This window comes from Pseudaminobacter soli (ex Li et al. 2025) (assembly GCF_029892515.1).
GTDB classification, from domain to species: domain Bacteria; phylum Pseudomonadota; class Alphaproteobacteria; order Rhizobiales; family Rhizobiaceae; genus Pseudaminobacter; species Pseudaminobacter soli_A.
The window spans coordinates 174,956-190,247 of record NZ_JARXVF010000004.1 but is presented as its reverse complement, the minus strand read 5'-3'; the positions used below and the strand labels follow the sequence as shown (position 1 = coordinate 190,247).

Genomic DNA, 15,292 nt, shown 5'->3' with positions numbered 1-15,292 from the left:
CAAGTCTGAAAACGTGGCGTCATTGCGTCTTGCGGCTACGCTGTCCCGCGCACCCAGTCGCCAACGGCAGTCAATGCGCCTGCCATCGCGAACATGACCTACATATAGGCGCACACCCTACGCCATCACAACGATTCTTCGGGATTAGGCTATCCATGCACGGGTGTGGTACCTCTGCGAGCTTTCGGTCGGTCCGCGATCAATCAGTGTGACACTTTGCGAGTAAATGAGATTTCCGCTTCATGATTGAAGTGGGCTACCTATCCCTTTTTTGAAATGGGGATTGGTATTGTGAATCCAATTAGAATTGCCGTCGCAACCTCGGTTTTTAGTGCTGTCCTGGCGATCACAGGACTTTCGCATACTGCATCCGCCCAGACACAGGCGGAGATCTCCGCCGCCGAGCCGTTGGCCGTTGGCATGACCAACGGAGGCGTCGCCGAGGCCCAAGTTGTTGAGGCGATCCGGCACGGCGACATTCTAACGATCAAAATGCGCTTCAGGCCTCTCGTCGCAGGCAAACTCGAAAGAATCTATGATTCAATCAGTAAAAGCGACTACGAGAACAGCTTTTATGTTCTTGCCGGCAACAAGAAACATCTGTTGCTGACGGACAGCAATGACCAGCCGCTGACAAACCCTTACCTTGTCATCAAGACAGCAAAAGATTCCCCAACCGCTGGCTCCTGGCACGGCAGATTTCCCGCTCCGCCAAAGGACATTACGGAGGTATCGCTGACGATCCCCGGTGTCGAGACACTCGACGCGATCAGAATCACTGATCGATAACAATGTCCAGGGCAAGCAAGTACGCCCTCGTGCTAGCCGTTCTAGTCGCCGGCACAGGTTTTTCATCCGCGGAGGAAGGTCCGTACAAAAGTGAAATCCGTGATCTCAAGGCCAAGGTTCTGGACCTGAAGGGCCTTCCATCAGATCTGGGCGTCACCATATCGGATTTGTCAGCGCGGGCCGATGGGCTTGCCGCCCAAAACAGTGCCCTATCGGTACGCCGAGACGAACTGGCCGTCAGGGTGTCCATGATGGGCGATGTCCTGTTCGAATTCGATAAAGCGAACATCCAGGCATCTGCCGAACCGACCCTCGGTGATATCCTCCGCTTGATCACATCAGTTCCAGCGGGGTTGATCACTATCGAGGGGCATACCGACTCCAAAGGCCCGGCCCGTTACAACAAGGAATTGTCCCTCAAACGGGCAAATGCTGTTGCGGAATGGCTAGCTGCGCATGGAACAGACAAAGCGCGACTGTCAGTCAAAGGCCTTGGTGACACACGCCCGATCGCACCAAATACACTGGAAAGCGGCGCGGACAATCCGGGTGGGCGTGCGTTGAACCGGCGCGTCGAGTTCGTATTGCCGAGACAAAATCCGTAGAACTTCAGAGGTCAGCTTGGCAGTTTTTAGCGCAACGGCCAAGATGGGTGGGAAGCGGACAGCCTGCTTCCCGCCTAGGGATGGCGCGACAGTTCGGCTTCTCGCGTTATGCCTTGGACGCGGTGACGATCCATGTTGCGGCCTTCAGGCTGACCCGTCCTGAATTCGCTCGCTCTACAAGAACCGCTCGGACCCGTGGTTCTATAAACGGGCGCACCTCCGGGGTCTTCCCAAGCGCCCCGACTTGGGTGACCACTTCCAGCGTCTTGTCGATGTCCCCGCACGAGACTTCAGCGTCGAGCGGGCCGATTTTGATTTGATCAAAGCCCGCCGTACGAAGAACTTCCTTAATGAAGCAAAGCTGCTCGAAGCTGACATGCGAGGCATCACCCGACGCCAGCCCCGCTGCTTCAAGCGGAACGAAATCCAACTCGTTTTCCCGAATTGATCGCCAGCAGACGAAGCCGGTCCGACCGCCAGGACGAAGCATGCGCCGCAGATTACTGAACGCTCGGACGGGGTCAGGAAAGAACATAAGACCAAGGCTTCGATCATCTACAAAGTGACCGGCAATCTTCGAGCCGTGCAAATCCTGCTCGGCCACACCAAGATTGAAAACACCGTTCGATACCTCGGCGTGGACATCGAAGATGCGCTGACCCTCGCAGAGGGAACTGAAATCTGACTATCGTGGCGGCCCCGGTTCCGATCTGGGCCGCCTCTTTCCTGTTTAAGCCCGCCGTTTTCCCCGACCTGACACGTGTTTTGGCTTGGACTAAACTGCCCGTGCGAATGATCCATCTTCGCCCACATGAAGGGCTCGCTCTGGTCTCCGGGGCGGGCTCTTTTGCGCATTGGGGTTTGGCAAGACGATCTGCATACCATCCTTGGCTATGAAACGATGCCACCTGCGCTAATGCGTTAGCCTAGGCAGCACAACGCACGCCTATATTAGAAGTGCGTGATGGAATTGCGTGCTGACAGCCACGAGCGCAAGATCAAGCTGGCGGTAGCGTCCGTCGGCGCTTCAGCGGTATTGAGGTCGTCACGTCGTCGTCTCGCCCGAGACGACGGGCTCTGCGTTTCAGGCCACAGCCGGCTTAGGGCTCATTCTAGATCTAGTCTCGCGCACAGGGTGGGAAGACGACGCTCAGCCCTTGGCTCGCTGCTCCGCCTCGCGTTCGTAGACGGCGAGGAAGGCTTTGCCCATCAGTGAGCTCTCGCTTTCAATGCACGTTCGGAGAACCGCGGCGCGCATGACTTGAATGCTCTGGTCGTCGGGGGCTGCCGCATGCGCGAACTCGACGAGCTGGACGGCGAGGCGAGATTGCCCGGCCTCGGACAAGGCGGCTGCTCGTTCGGCCAGTTTTCTTGCGCCGCCGACGAGACCGGCCAGTTCCAGAGCGAGATCTGTTGCCGGGGCAGGCTTGAGATGCGCCGGGTTGCCATCAAACCAGCCGGCGTAAAAGTGATAGATGCTCCGGACCAGGAATTCCGGGTCATCATATTTCGGGAGCAGGTAGGGCTTTGCGAGAAATTCGGCCGGCACCTTCACCGATCGCAGAACATCGTCGAGCGTGGCGCCCTTGTTCATCAGCGCGAGCGTCCCGCGCACCAGATGCTCGAGCGCTTCGGCGCCATCCCGCAACATCTGCGTTGCGCGCTCCTCGCCAAAAACGACCGGACCATGGCCGGGGATAAGGATTGCGGGTTTGAGCTGCTCCATCTGCCGGAGCGCGACAGCCCATTCCGCCGTGTAGCGCTGTACCTTGCGCGGATTGCCGGCGTTGGGGAACACCCAGATCACGAAATCACCACTCGCCAGAACGCGCCGTTCAGGTAGCCAAACGAAGGTGGCGTCGTCCGTTTCTCCGCGACCATGGAAGAGATCGAACCGCTCTCCACCGATGGAGAGGGCCAAGGTGTCGTCGTAGACCTCATCCGGGCGCCGCTGGCCGATTGGATAGACGTAGCCGGGCATATTGAACTGCTGGCCCTGCACGATGCTGTTGAAGCCGTGTGATGCCTCGTATCGATCCATCCGCCGTTTCAAGTTGCGGTGCGCGATGATGCGCGGTCGTGCAACCCCTCTTGCATCGGCCTCCTCGTCAATGACGGTGATGCCGCTCGTGTGGTCGATGTGACCGTGGGTGAAGATGACGGTGTGGATCGGGCTGTTGTCCCAGGAGCGCACGACATCGAGGGTCTGCCTGGCGGTCTCCGGCTTAGCGGTGTCGATTAGAACCAACCCTTCGGAGGTTCGGATGGCTGTCACGCTGCCGCAGAAGTAGGTGGTATGGACCGTAATGATGTTCTCGGCGACATGGGTAATGGCGCCGTGCGAAACCGCAGCGGTCCATTCTTCCATCTGGGCACTGCCATTCCAGAGCCGCTCGAAAAACGGGTCCTGACTCATATGCAATCCTCGGCCGCAACTGTGCCGAGCGCACTTAGCACTGCTGTACGCCGATGCAAGTCAGCATAGGGCGGTATGCTGACAGATGAAGTCGGCTATGGGTCGTAGCGGCCCGGCAGCATTCTGGCAGCACTGCCCCAGAACCGGACGGTCCGCACACGGCCCAATCGTGACGTCTGAATAGCGCGATGACGGCTCTTGGCACTTCCTGCTCGATCCGGCAGGCAGTCAGATCCAGCATGCACTAAACCCGGATCACTCGTCGGGCAGACCAAGATGCCTTGACGAATTGTCAAATATTGACAAATTGTCTCTAGCGCGCGATAAGCGCCTTATGCCCCACGCACTTGAATCCTATGTCGCGATTGCAGACGCGCTTGCCTTGTTGCTCAAACCCCATGCGGAGGTCGTGCTGCACGACCTGGAGCGCGGCACGATATTTCATATGTCAGGTGGGCTCTCGCTTCGTCAGCCAGGTGATCCGTCGCTGACGGAAATCGAAGACGTCGTTTCGTCTAATCGCCGAATCTTCGGTCCTTATGCGAAAACAAACTTCGACGGCCGAAAAATGCGCTCCGTTTCCGCGGCGATCTCCGACCGCTCCGGTTTCCCGATAGGGCTGTTCTGCATCAACCTGGACGTATCGGTCTTTGAGGCCATGCGGACCTTGTCGCGTGATTTCCTGTGTTTTGCCGACACCGAGGCAAAACCATCCGTTCTTTTCGAAACGGACTGGCAGGAAGAGGTCAACGACATCGTCGGACAGTTTCTCTCAGATCACCGCCTGTCGCTGAACTCGATGACGGCGGAGCATCGGGCGAGCCTCGCGGCGCTTCTCGATGCTCGTGGCCTCTTCGAGATCCGAAACGCCGTTCCCTATATTGCCAGGGTCCTGAACCTGTCGCGCGCAACGCTCTACAAAACGCTGAAGACCGTTCGGGCGCCTCGGCCTTAGCTCGACTGCCGTCAATCACAACAATTAACAGCCGCGCTTGAAAGCCGCTGATGAGAGGACCACAACGATGCCAAGTCTTCCCGACTTCAAGCTCGAAACCCACTTTTCCCGCTGGGAATTCAAAGCCCGGCATCATCTGACGGCCTCCGATGCACAGAGCCTTTCGCTGAAGGAATTGCTGGCGATGGCGACGGAAGCAGAGCGTGGCGCGTTCGAAAATCTTTGGCTCGGTTATACGGAGACGCACGGCGCGCCCGAACTGCGCGAGGCGATCGCTGAAACCTATCAAAGGCAGAGCGCCAAGAACATACTCTGCTTCGCCGGGGCCGAGGAAGGCATCTACATTGCCAATCACGTGCTGCTCGAAAAGACCGATCACGCGATAGTCGTGACACCAAACTATCAAGCCGCCGAGACAATCCCGCTGGCCATATGCGATGTGAGCGGCGTGGGCCTTGATCCCGACAATGATTGGGATCTGGACCTTGATAGGATAGCGGCGGCCATTCGCCCGAATACGAAGCTCATTCATATCAACTTCCCACACAATCCGACCGGAAAGATCATTGCCAGGGAAACGTTGGAGGGCCTGATCGATCTTTGCCGACGCCACGGGATTTGGCTGTTCAGCGATGAAGTGTATCGCTCACTTGGCCCCAAACCCGAACGCCAATTGCCTCAAGTCGCCGATCTTTACGAACGGGGGCTGTCGTTGAATGTCATGTCGAAGGCCTACGGCCTTCCCGGTCTACGGATCGGCTGGATCGCTACCACCGACGAGCGCTTGCTCGGCAAGATGGAGCGGATGAAGCACTATTTGTCGATCTGCAACTCCGCACCGAGCGAACGGCTTGCCATCATCGCGCTACGCAACCGGGAGCAGATCCTGGCGCGCAACAATATGCTGGTGCGCTCGAACCTCGTTCTGCTCAAGGAGTTCTTCGACGAGTTTCCGGCCTTGTTTGAATGGCGCGAACCCGATGGCGGATGCGTTGGCTATCCTCGCTACGTTGGAGAGGGCTCGGTGGACGAATTCACTACCGACCTGGTCGAGCAGGCTGGCGTGCTGTTGCTGCCATCAGGCATCTACAAATCGGACCTCGGACAGGTGCCAACCGACCGATTCCGCATCGGGTTCGGCAGAGCCAACCTGGCCGAGGGGCTTGCTGCGTTCCGCAACCATCTGTTCAGGAACCAATAATGGCGACGGGTTTTCCTATCCTCACCTTGGAGGATATTGTTCCTCTTTGCGATCCATCGGAAATCACGAAGGCGGTGCAAGACGCCTTGATCCGCCACGCGCAAGGAAAAACCGTTTCGCCGCCACCTGTGCAATTGGAATTTCCCGAGGCGCAGGGAGATTGCCATATCAAGACAGGATACTTCCGCGGAGATCGCTATTTTGCAGTGAAAGTCGCGACTGGCTTCTATGCGAACCCGTCGCGCGGTTTGCCCGTCAATGACGGCGTGACAATGGTATTCGATACGCACACCGGAACCCCGGTGGCATTGCTGCGAGACGCCGGCTGGCTGACGAGTTGGCGGACAGCCGCCGCCGGCGCGCTCGCGGCTGCGGCCGGCGCACCGCCGGGCGCTTGCACGTTGGGCATAGTTGGAACCGGCCATCAAGCCCAACTACAGGCCGAGTGGATTGCCGAGCACCTCAACATGGAGCGCATTGTCGTCTGGGGCCGGTCGGCTGATCGTGCGGAAGCCCTTGCGTCTGCCTTATGCGCCAAGGGCCTGACTGCCGTGGCGGTCGCATCCATACAGGAACTTTGCGCGGAGACGCGTCTGATCGTTACGTGCACCCCTTCAGCAAGTGCGGTTGTGCCGACCCAGGCGGTACAGGCCGGAACTCACATCGTGGCGGTGGGGGCGGATAGTCCGGGCAAGCAGGAGCTTGAGCCCTCGCTGTTCGCCAGAGCGAGCGTCATTGCGGTGGATGATCGCGAGCAGTGTTTGCACCATGGCGAAACGTCACACGCGCTCCGGGAGAGATTGCTGGTTGCCTCCGACGTCGTCCTCCTTGGAGATATTCTTGCTGGTCGAGCCAAAGGGCGCTTGTCTGCCGACGAGGTCACGATCACGGATCTCACAGGGATTGCGGCGCAAGATGTCGCCATGGCGTCGCTGGTGCTCGAAAAAATGCAGTGTCGACGTGACCTGGATAGATGACGGCAAACAGGTGATCTCCGCGCACTGCTCTGCCGGGATGTATCTGGTCGAAGGAAAGCCGGCGCGGGTCATTCGTTCGATTGGCGACGGCTAGAGGCGCATTCGCAAGGGATCGTTTGGCGAATGTCCGCTTCAGCCAAATATGTTCCAAAAGCGGACTGACTGCTTCCGGCCCAAAGCCGCCATTGACGCCATGATCCGAAGGGCCTAGATGCCACATATCTGCAGAAGGAGATTTATGCGCAGAGGCTTCGATTGAACCGCGTGTAGCGGTATCGCTCGGCACCATGAAGGTGCTGATCCTCTTTGCATGACTTATTCTGCGGAGTTCTCATGAAGAACCAGAATGTGGTGATCCGGCCCTTTGAAGTGGCGACGGACACCGAAAAACTGTCGGGCATCTGGCTCGACGCTTCCCTTATGGCTCATCCTTTCATCGGCGAGCGGCGGCTCATCGAGCAGCGGCAGTTGATTGAGGAGAAATACCTGCCCAATGCCGAGACCTGGGTGGCCTGCCGCATGGGTGAACCTGTTGGCTTCATTAGCTTGCTGGACACGTTCATCGGGGCGATTTTTGTCGCCCCGGACCTGCAAGGGCAGGGAATAGGACGCAAGCTGATTGCCCACGCAATGGTCCGGAAGGGTGAGCTTTCACTGGAGGTTTACACCCAGAACCAACAAGCCGTCCGGTTCTACACGGCGCTTGGTTTCCTCGAGGTGTCGCGAAGATCGACTGACGATGAAGGCTTGCCGTTCGAGAACGCACATTTGCGATTGAACGGCTGAAGAAGCGGCCGGGCAGCGCCATTTCGCTGTCCGGTCACACACACCGCAAATCAGGCGCTCCGGTCACACGGTTGGAACTACGCTCCGGCGACGGTCGCTCCCTCGGGTGGTATGGCCGATCCTGCTCGCCGCTGCTTCCGCTCTTCTTGCTCCTGTTCAGCGGTCTGTACATGTTCGCGCTTCCCTATGCCGCCGGTTGGCAACCGGACCGATGCTGCCCGCCAGGGAGGTATATGGAAGATGACGGGCGCGCTTTTCCTTGACTAGAGCCAGATCGGCACGATGGATGCCGCAAGCAAGGGCCCAACGAAAAGTTGAGCGCTCGCCATTGCCCATCGGTGCGTAGGAGCTGCGAGAGCATCAGCCCGGTAACGCACCACGTGGACAGCGAGACAATCGCGAAAATGCCGAATGTCGCAGCGAGCAATAGTCCGAGTTGAACGGGTTTGTCCGCGAGCGAGGCAAACGAAGCCGCTGCGCTGACCGTTATGGCCCAGCCCTTTGGATTGTGCCAAAGCATCCAGACGCCGGCAATGAACCCCAGAGGTCTGGGGCCCTGCGCCTTCATCGCAGCGGCGGCTGAACACCGCAACGTGACGGCGGCAAGCCAGGTCTGGCATGGCGGACGGTCTTCGAGAACGGCACGCTCGACGCGACCATGGCGACGGTCCGGACCGATCTTGCGGTTTCGGCCCGGATCGTCCGCTGAGCCCGGCGGCGCGTGAACTTGTCCGGCATATCCGCCATGCCATGGCGCGGCCACACCAGACTACCTGATCCTGATCTGTTGCCACGATCCTCGCCGGCGGTGCGAGCTGTCCAAGACGACCCCCAGAGATGGATAGATTAACGGGGCTCCACCAGGCCGCTGGCCGCGATAGGTCAGAGCAGCCTCCCTGCCGCCGGCTATGGTCTCCAGATGAGGGCAATTCCTGTGGATTTGCGTGCGGTGAAGCCTTGTCCGCAACTCAAGGGTGACCGATCCTGACCACGGGCATTGTTGGATACGGAGCACCGTGCATGGGGATGAGGCGTTTCCACAAACCAGTGCGCATTCAAATTGGTCGAATTGATCGCGACCGCATTGTGTGCGGCACGGAAGATGCCGCCAAAATTCTGCTGCGCGCTTGGCCGTCTACCCACAATGAAAAAAGGCAAGCGGCCATGAGAGCTTGCCTTGAGGTCCTCAAGGGCCAGAAGCCTCCCAGCGTCGCTCGGAGGGCATTCATCGAAGCCGCACAGGAGGCCCGCGTTCTTCTCGACGAGGACACTCGCGCCTGATCTCATGCCGGAACGGAACGCAGGGACGACAAAATCGCCGCGATTTCCATAAGTCTCCGATAGAAGCGGTGATGTTAGGTAAACACTTTTGGCCTGAGGGCTCGTTCCGGTAATGGCATTCCAAGGTGCCGCGTGAAGGCGATGTAGGTGTATGGCGATAGCTGAGTTTTTCGACCGAGGCTGAACACAGATATTTCTCGCCTCTACTTGCTGATCTTCCTGAGAAATGGAAGGCGAGACCCCGGAAATGCCCGGCCGTTCAGCCGTTCACGAGCATGGTCAGACGGTTTGCGATCGTCAGGCGTTCGGCGAGGGCGCGGGCGAAGAGGCGGTGTGCCAGGACGGCGAGTTCGGGATCTTGCGTTTCCAGTTTCTCCAGAACGTAGCGCGTCAACTTGAACAAGGTCGCGTGCCGTTCGACGATGACATCGGCGGTACGGGCGCCGCCCAAATAGAAGGCGACCTCGCCCAGCACGGCGCCGGCCGTCATGCCACGCAGTCGCAGCGGGCGGCCATTGGCAAGCGTGACCTGGACTTTGACGCTGCCGGAGCCGACAACGAAAATGTCGTCGGCTTCCTCGCCGGCGCTGATAAATTTCTCACCAGCACGGCACTCCACGCGCTCCATAACAGACACGAGGTCAGCCAGCCGAGGGTGCGGCCCTAGCGCCCGCCCGAGTTGCAGCGCGATGTCTTCGGGCTCGTGGGTGCTTTTGCTTGCCCCGAGCAACTGCTCCTCGCAAGCCTCGAGCGCATGGTCGAGATCGACGGCAACGGAAATGGCTCCGCAGTGGCAGCTGTCCTCAATCGCGGGTTTCAGAAGATGCCTGACGGCCGGCGGCAGGGCTGACAGCGTGATTTCAACCCGTTCGACGGCCGCCATGTTGAAGATCTTCGAGAAGCCCGCGACGGCGGCGGAGTCCGCGCCGCTGACATTGCGGAAATCGAGGATCAGGAAACGCGGTGCGCCGCCCTCTGCAAACCGTCGCCGCACAGCGCCGACGATCTGCTCCATTGTGCCGAAGAAAAGGTAGTTCTGAAGCTCCAGGATATGGATCCGGTGGCCATTTTCATTGAGCAGATGGCTTGCGGCAGCGGAACGGTCGTTGCTGCTGCGTCGGTTGTGGCCGCTTGCGGCGAGGCGGATGACGGGTAGGCGCGCATAGTTGAAGACGAAGGTGACGACAGAGCAGATCAGTCCGGCAGCCATGCCGGTCATGAAACCGAAGGCCATCATGGACAGCACGATCGCAAGCACCACCGCCCATTCGAGGCGTGGTAGGGTCCTTCGCGTGGCAAGGGCCCAGTCATACAGCAATTCTCCGCCCAGCATCATCATAAGTCCTGCGGCAAGCAAGAGCGGGACGCCTGCGGCGAGTGCGGTGGCGAAGGGCAGGGCCATAGCCATCACCGCGGCGGTGGCGATGCCAGTCGAGCGGCCGGTAACGCCGAGCCTGCGGGCGAGCAGGGTGATGCTGAGGCCGGTGAAGCCCGAGGCTCCGCCGAGAAGACCGACCACGATGTTGGCCTGCCCGGTTGTCTTCAGCTCAGCATTCGCATCTATGTCGCGGCCCGCCGCCAGTTCCAGCGCGCTCGTGTTGAGCAGCAGCCCGGCCATGGCGATCAGCGGAACCGAGACAAGCATCGGCAGGACGGAAAGTACCGCCATCCAATCGGCCTCTCTGATGATCGCGAGCGGGGAGGGCAGCTGCAGTCCGCCGGGACCCGAAAGATCGGGCAGCCAGCCCGATGCACGCGCCGTTTCGACCGGTAGATCGGCTGCCCACAGGCAGAGATAGAACAAGGCAATCGAAACGAGCATGAGGATGGGCGGGGCAAGCGGGCTCGGCGAGAGGCGCACGCTGGCGGCCATGGCCAGCGCGAAAAGGATGGACGGCAGCATAAGGCCGAGAACGGCGGGATCGCGGAATGATTGCGCCATGTCGAACGGTGTATCGGCGTTGGTGACCATCATCAGGGCACCTTCGAGCAGCAGCCAGCCAGAACCGGCGAGGAAGCCCGCAACGACGGGATAGGGAAGGAAGCGCACGAGGGCACCAAGGCGAAATCGGCCCGACAGATAGCAGAAGACCCCCGTCGCCAAGGTGCTCGCACCGAGGATGGCGAAGGCCGTGCTGACCTTCTCGTCGGCGTTCGCGGCGGCCATCGCGCCGGTCGCAGCTGTGACGGCGGAGGCAAGGATCGCGATCGTGGTTTCCTGTACCTGGGCGACGCTGGTCGCATAGCGGCTGCGAAGCGAGACGTATACCGCGAGAATGACGGAACTGAGCAGCATGACGCTGACCCCGGTGCCAAAACCTTGCGACAGGCCACCGGAGAAGATGAGGGCCGCGAAGGCGACGCTGGTGCCGAGGCCATCGATGCCGGCGATCAGCCCGAACATGGCGGCGTGCAAGGAGTTGCGGGTCAACAGGGGAAACCCGGTAGTGCTTGCAGATGCGTCGGCGGATTGAGGCGAGGTCATGTGCTCGGGCATCGCAACTCCTTCGAAGTTGGGTCGAGGTTGACAGTTCGATCCGCCAGCAAGGCCAGGTCCGCCCGATGCGTGGCAAAGAGGAGGGCGATGCCGCGCCTGCGCACCGCTGCGAGGATGCCCGCAACGACATCCTGGTCTAGGTTGGAAAAGGTCTCGTCGAGGACGAGGAGGTCTGGCGCCTGGGCGAGTGCGCGCGCGATCAGCAATTGCTGGCCGATGCTCTGCGGAAAGCCGCCTTCCACAACTAGCGTCTGCAAGCCCATGGGGAGGGTAGCGATTGCCTGGGCAAGGCCCGCATCGGCCGCGGCCTGGAGGACGTCCGCTTCCCGAGCCATGGGTGCGTTCTGGCTGATGATGCCGCGAATGGTGACGAAGCCGATGGGCGTGTCCTGGAATATGCCGGCGATGCGGGTGCGATAGGTAGAGAGCGCCGGCCAGTCACGCCACTGGCCATTGACAGCGATGCGCCCGGCTTGCGGGGTCTTTAGCCCCATCAGTATAGCCATGAGCGTCGATTTCCCGCTGCCGGAAGGCCCTGTGAGGGCCACGACTTCGCCGCAGGAAATCGCGAGCGAGAAGGCAGTGAAGAGGGAGGTGGAGGCCGGGTCGTGGTGGAAATGGATGTCGTCCAGCCGGACGGTCCGGATGCGAGCGACCGGGCATTCTTCCGCGGTAGGGCACGGCCGGTCGAGCAGCAATGGCCGTATTGCCCCGGTCCGCCGCCATGCGTCGAGCAGTTGGGCGAGGCGCTGGCCAATATCGGCCGCGCAATAGGTGGCCGGCACCAGCAGAAGCAACCCAGCAAGCCCGGCGGCATCGAGGGGTTGGCGCATGGCAAGAACCATCGCCAAACTCGCTGCGGTGAGCCAGAAGGGAGCAGCCCCAGCAGCGGCGCCCAGCATGCGCAACGCGCGCCGGTGTTCCGCGGTTTCTTGCTGCCGGGTTACCAGCTCGAAAAGGCGTTGTGGCGCAAGCCCCAGTTGCCGAAGGTTCGGCATCGCCCGCGCCAGTCGAATTTCAAGTCTCGTTACGCGATGCCGGCTGAAGGCGACGCGGTTGCTCAATGCGAGCTGACGTCCACCCAGCAAGAAGGTGAAGCTTAGTGCAAGCGGAAGGATGATCGCCAGTAGTGCGTGGAGCGTCGTGTCCGGCAATGAAACGATCAAGACCGCCGCGGCAATGGTCACCGCGGCGGGGGCAAACAGATTCCTGCCTTCGGCGGCAAGGGTGAGCACGCCTTCCAGGCCGCGTCGGAGCAGGAAGGCCCGCTGCAGGGAATCGTCGCTCGTATCGTCGGGATCGGCAGCGGGGAGCGTGGATTCGATGATCCGGTCCCAGAAGCGAGCGTGAATGCGGACGCTTTCGTCGCGTTCCAGTCGCTGACGGGCGGGGGAGGACGCCGAAAACAGGCAGGTGGCGGCAACGATGAGACCAGCTCGGATGAGGTCATTCGGGGCCTGCAACAGCAGATAGGGCAGGAGCAGCGTCATGATCGGAAAGCCGGCAAGCACCGCATCCGCCAGCACCGCTGCACGGGAGCGAGAGAGAGGCCAGCGCGCGACCCAACTGCGAAGGGAAAGCCGGCCTGCCGGAACCGTTGGATAGGGCATGTCCACGCGATCCCCCGCGTCGACGGCGATGCGCCGCAGCCAAGCCTTGCGGTCGTGGTCGTGAACGAGGAGCGGGCCGGCGTTATGCGACGGTTTCAAGGCCGCTGCGAAGCGTACCCGCCGAAACCGCAGGCGATCCCGTCCCTCCATGCCCTCAGGCCGCATTGGCGACTCCAAGGTCCAGCCGCTGGTCGCCGGCGGCAAGCAGATCGGCGTTCTTCGTCGTGACGACCAGGATCATGCCGAGCGCCCGCAACCGGGAGAGAATGGTCTTGGCCAGAGAGGTCTCGACGTTGTCCAGTGCCTCGTCGAGCACCAGAAGGCGAGGCGAGCGGCAGAGAGCGCGGGCGATGGCGATGCGTCGCAACTGGCCGCCGCTCAGTCGCGGCTGATCAGCCTTCAAGATGAGGGAAAGGCCGCCGCGTGGCGCTAGAACGTCGTCGAGCCCGACGAGGCGGAGCGCGGCCAGCATGGTGGTATCGCCGATGCCTGACGCGCCGAAACTGAGATTTTCCCGCAGCGTCCCCGGCACAATCGGGACAAAATGGTCGACGAGGATGGCGACGGTCGGGGGATGTTCCGCAAGGGGAATGCCGCCGAGGGTCACGATACCTTCCGTGGGGTCCAGCATGCCGGAAGCCAGCCGGGCGAAGGTCGTCGCCCCGGCGCCGGAGGCGCCATTAACGACAAGAACCTCTCCGCGCGAGAGGGAAACCGAGACACTCTCGATGGGCGGGCGATTGATGCCGCCCGGATACCAGCCGGCATTTTCCATGCGGAATTTCCCGCCTGCTGACCGCGGCGACGCAGGCGGATCCTTCACGACCTCGACCGGCAGGTCGCCAAGCCGGTGCAAGGCGTTCTTCAGTGGCTGGAAGTGGATGTCCCTGCCGATACGTCGGAGCATGACGCTGCCGGCCGCGGCAACGCTTAGCGCAAGGACAAGGCCGGCAATCTCCCCTTGGGCGGCGGCGATAGAAAAGGGCGCAGCAATCTTCACCATGTCTAGGCCGAAGAGCGTCGTGTCCATGCGCCGTCGTTCGTTAGCCGTCTTGAAGAATTCGGACGCGACCAGAGCATGATGCCCTGCCACGCGGGAGAAGAGGCCGTCGCTGGCCTGGCCAATCCTGTACCAATCGGAATCGGCGAGGTGTTCAGCATCGATGCCATGCGCGGAAAGTTCCGCATGGCCGTTTCGTGCGATCCGGCTGCCGCGGCGAGTCGCAGCCCAGCCGAGGAGGCCTATCTGAAGGAGGCTGATAAGAGCTACCGGCAGAACCGGACCGAGCGCCAGCGCCGTGCCCGAGGCGAGTGCGGCCAGCAGCCAGAGCACCGTCAGCAGGGCACGGAGAATGTTCGAGTTCTGAACGTGATCGAGGGCCGAAAACTGAGCGAGCGTCTGCTCCGGCTTGCTGAAGAGATAATGTTCGTTGCCGGCCTTGCCGAGCGCCGCGTATAAGTCGGAGCTCCACCGGCGCCGTGCATCGAGTCCAACCTGTTCCACAAGGAGGATCGCGAGCCAGCTAGTGCAAAGCGATGCCGCCAGGAGAAGGAAGTCCATCCCGAGGCTGGCAGGTCCGTGCGATGCCAGTCGCCAGATGCCTGCCGTGGCGGCGATGCCGCCCGTAACGGAGGCAACGCCGGCCAGGGCCAGCTTCGCCCACTGCGGCTTCCATGTGTCCAACAGGGCGGTCGCGAAGGAGAAGGGCCTGCCGCGCCGCGCCACCGTTTCCGGCTTCACCGAAAGGACGATGCCGGTGAAATCCCGGTCGAATTCCGCCCGGTCCAGAACGACCGGTCCGCAGGACGGATCGTTGACATGCACGACCGCGCTGCCGATGCACTCGACCACCACGAAATGGATGAAGCGCATATGCGCGATCAGCGGCAGGCCGATGACTGACATGTCTTTCGGTTCGGTGCGGTGGGCCTTGGCCTCAAAGCCGTAGCTGCGGGCGATGTCTCGCAATTGCCGGATCGTTGAGCCGAACAGGGTGGTGCCCGCCTGCTGGCGCAGCTCCGCCATCGGTACATGCAGGCCATGGTGGCCGAGGACGATGGAGAGCGCGGCCAAGCCGCATTCGGCATGCTCGCCCTGCCGTACTTCCGGCGTCCGGACGCGTATTCCTCCTGCCGGCAGCCTGCCGTTCTCTTTCGTCAAATTGCCCATGGCCG

The 15,292-nt window shown here is 61.1% G+C and carries 12 protein-coding genes and 1 pseudogene; 8 read left to right on the top strand and 5 right to left on the bottom strand.

Annotation, left to right across the window (positions count from 1 at the left end):
• The first annotated feature begins 246 nt into the window (after positions 1–246).
• Together M2281_RS18515 and M2281_RS18510 are read left to right on the top strand one after the other, a co-directional pair.
• Positions 247–789 (top strand): hypothetical protein, encoded by a 543-nt coding sequence (locus M2281_RS18515; protein WP_280822658.1) that lies wholly within the window; start codon positions 247–249, stop codon positions 787–789.
• 2 nt (positions 790–791) lie between these two features.
• Entirely contained in the window at positions 792–1,394 is a 603-nt protein-coding gene (locus tag M2281_RS18510; protein ID WP_280822657.1) for an OmpA family protein, read from the top strand.
• Between the two features lie 106 nt (positions 1,395–1,500).
• Here M2281_RS18510 and M2281_RS18505 read toward each other — a convergent pair whose 3' ends face one another.
• On the bottom strand, positions 1,501–1,824 hold the full coding sequence (locus M2281_RS18505) for a hypothetical protein (RefSeq protein ID WP_280822656.1): 324 nt from the start codon (positions 1,822–1,824) through the stop codon (positions 1,501–1,503).
• A 105-nt stretch (positions 1,825–1,929) separates the two neighbouring features.
• On the opposite strand from M2281_RS18505, the pseudogene M2281_RS18500 reads away from it, so the two are divergent.
• Positions 1,930–2,079, top strand: a pseudogene (locus tag M2281_RS18500) (integrase); the annotation flags it as partial.
• 465 nt (positions 2,080–2,544) lie between these two features.
• Here M2281_RS18500 and M2281_RS18495 read toward each other — a convergent pair.
• A complete protein-coding gene (locus tag M2281_RS18495) occupies positions 2,545–3,810 on the bottom strand; it encodes an alkyl sulfatase dimerization domain-containing protein (protein ID WP_280822655.1) in 1,266 nt (421 codons plus the stop codon).
• Between the two features lie 334 nt (positions 3,811–4,144).
• Between M2281_RS18495 and M2281_RS18490 the strand changes: the two genes are divergently transcribed.
• The 5 genes from M2281_RS18490 (at position 4,145) to M2281_RS18465 (ending at position 9,010) form a co-directional block, all read left to right on the top strand.
• Complete coding sequence (locus tag M2281_RS18490) at positions 4,145–4,765, top strand: helix-turn-helix transcriptional regulator (RefSeq protein WP_280822654.1); 621 nt, start codon at positions 4,145–4,147, stop codon at positions 4,763–4,765.
• Between the two features lie 67 nt (positions 4,766–4,832).
• Entirely contained in the window at positions 4,833–5,966 is a 1,134-nt protein-coding gene (locus M2281_RS18485) for an aminotransferase class I/II-fold pyridoxal phosphate-dependent enzyme (RefSeq protein ID WP_280822653.1), read from the top strand.
• A complete protein-coding gene (locus tag M2281_RS18480; protein ID WP_280822652.1) occupies positions 5,966–6,943 on the top strand; it encodes an ornithine cyclodeaminase family protein in 978 nt (325 codons plus the stop codon). Before M2281_RS18485 ends, M2281_RS18480 begins: the two co-directional genes overlap by 1 nt.
• 333 nt (positions 6,944–7,276) lie before the next feature.
• Positions 7,277–7,729 (top strand): GNAT family N-acetyltransferase, encoded by a 453-nt coding sequence (locus M2281_RS18475; protein WP_280822651.1) that lies wholly within the window; start codon positions 7,277–7,279, stop codon positions 7,727–7,729.
• Positions 7,730–8,749: 1,020 nt separating this feature from the next.
• Positions 8,750–9,010, top strand: coding sequence for a DUF982 domain-containing protein (locus M2281_RS18465; protein ID WP_342394267.1), 261 nt, complete (start codon positions 8,750–8,752; stop codon positions 9,008–9,010).
• A 259-nt stretch (positions 9,011–9,269) separates the two neighbouring features.
• On the opposite strand, the gene M2281_RS18460 is transcribed toward M2281_RS18465, so the two are convergent.
• From M2281_RS18460 to M2281_RS18450, 3 genes are read right to left on the bottom strand one after another with little or no spacing between them, the layout of a single operon-like run.
• Positions 9,270–11,507, bottom strand: coding sequence for a SulP family inorganic anion transporter (locus tag M2281_RS18460; RefSeq protein ID WP_280822650.1), 2,238 nt, complete (start codon positions 11,505–11,507; stop codon positions 9,270–9,272).
• The gene (locus M2281_RS18455; RefSeq protein WP_280822649.1) at positions 11,492–13,282 is read right to left on the bottom strand and encodes an ATP-binding cassette domain-containing protein; all 1,791 of its coding nucleotides are present in this window, start codon (positions 13,280–13,282) and stop codon (positions 11,492–11,494) included. Before M2281_RS18455 ends, M2281_RS18460 begins: the two co-directional genes overlap by 16 nt.
• A complete protein-coding gene (locus tag M2281_RS18450; protein ID WP_280822648.1) occupies positions 13,272–15,287 on the bottom strand; it encodes a cysteine peptidase family C39 domain-containing protein in 2,016 nt (671 codons plus the stop codon). The genes M2281_RS18455 and M2281_RS18450 overlap by 11 nt, the downstream gene beginning before the upstream one ends.
• Between the last annotated feature and the right edge of the window lie 5 nt (positions 15,288–15,292).

Coding starts and splice junctions, on each gene's coding strand:
- M2281_RS18495 (WP_280822655.1), bottom strand. CDS start 3,810: ATGAGTCAGGACCCGTTTTTCGAGCGGCTCTGGAATGGCAGTGCCCAG.
- M2281_RS18460 (WP_280822650.1), bottom strand. CDS start 11,507: ATGCCCGAGCACATGACCTCGCCTCAATCCGCCGACGCATCTGCAAGC.
- M2281_RS18475 (WP_280822651.1), top strand. CDS start 7,277: ATGAAGAACCAGAATGTGGTGATCCGGCCCTTTGAAGTGGCGACGGAC.
- M2281_RS18490 (WP_280822654.1), top strand. CDS start 4,145: ATGCCCCACGCACTTGAATCCTATGTCGCGATTGCAGACGCGCTTGCC.
- M2281_RS18455 (WP_280822649.1), bottom strand. CDS start 13,282: ATGCGGCCTGAGGGCATGGAGGGACGGGATCGCCTGCGGTTTCGGCGG.
- M2281_RS18480 (WP_280822652.1), top strand. CDS start 5,966: ATGGCGACGGGTTTTCCTATCCTCACCTTGGAGGATATTGTTCCTCTT.
- M2281_RS18510 (WP_280822657.1), top strand. CDS start 792: ATGTCCAGGGCAAGCAAGTACGCCCTCGTGCTAGCCGTTCTAGTCGCC.
- M2281_RS18465 (WP_342394267.1), top strand. CDS start 8,750: ATGGGGATGAGGCGTTTCCACAAACCAGTGCGCATTCAAATTGGTCGA.
- M2281_RS18485 (WP_280822653.1), top strand. CDS start 4,833: ATGCCAAGTCTTCCCGACTTCAAGCTCGAAACCCACTTTTCCCGCTGG.
- M2281_RS18450 (WP_280822648.1), bottom strand. CDS start 15,287: ATGGGCAATTTGACGAAAGAGAACGGCAGGCTGCCGGCAGGAGGAATA.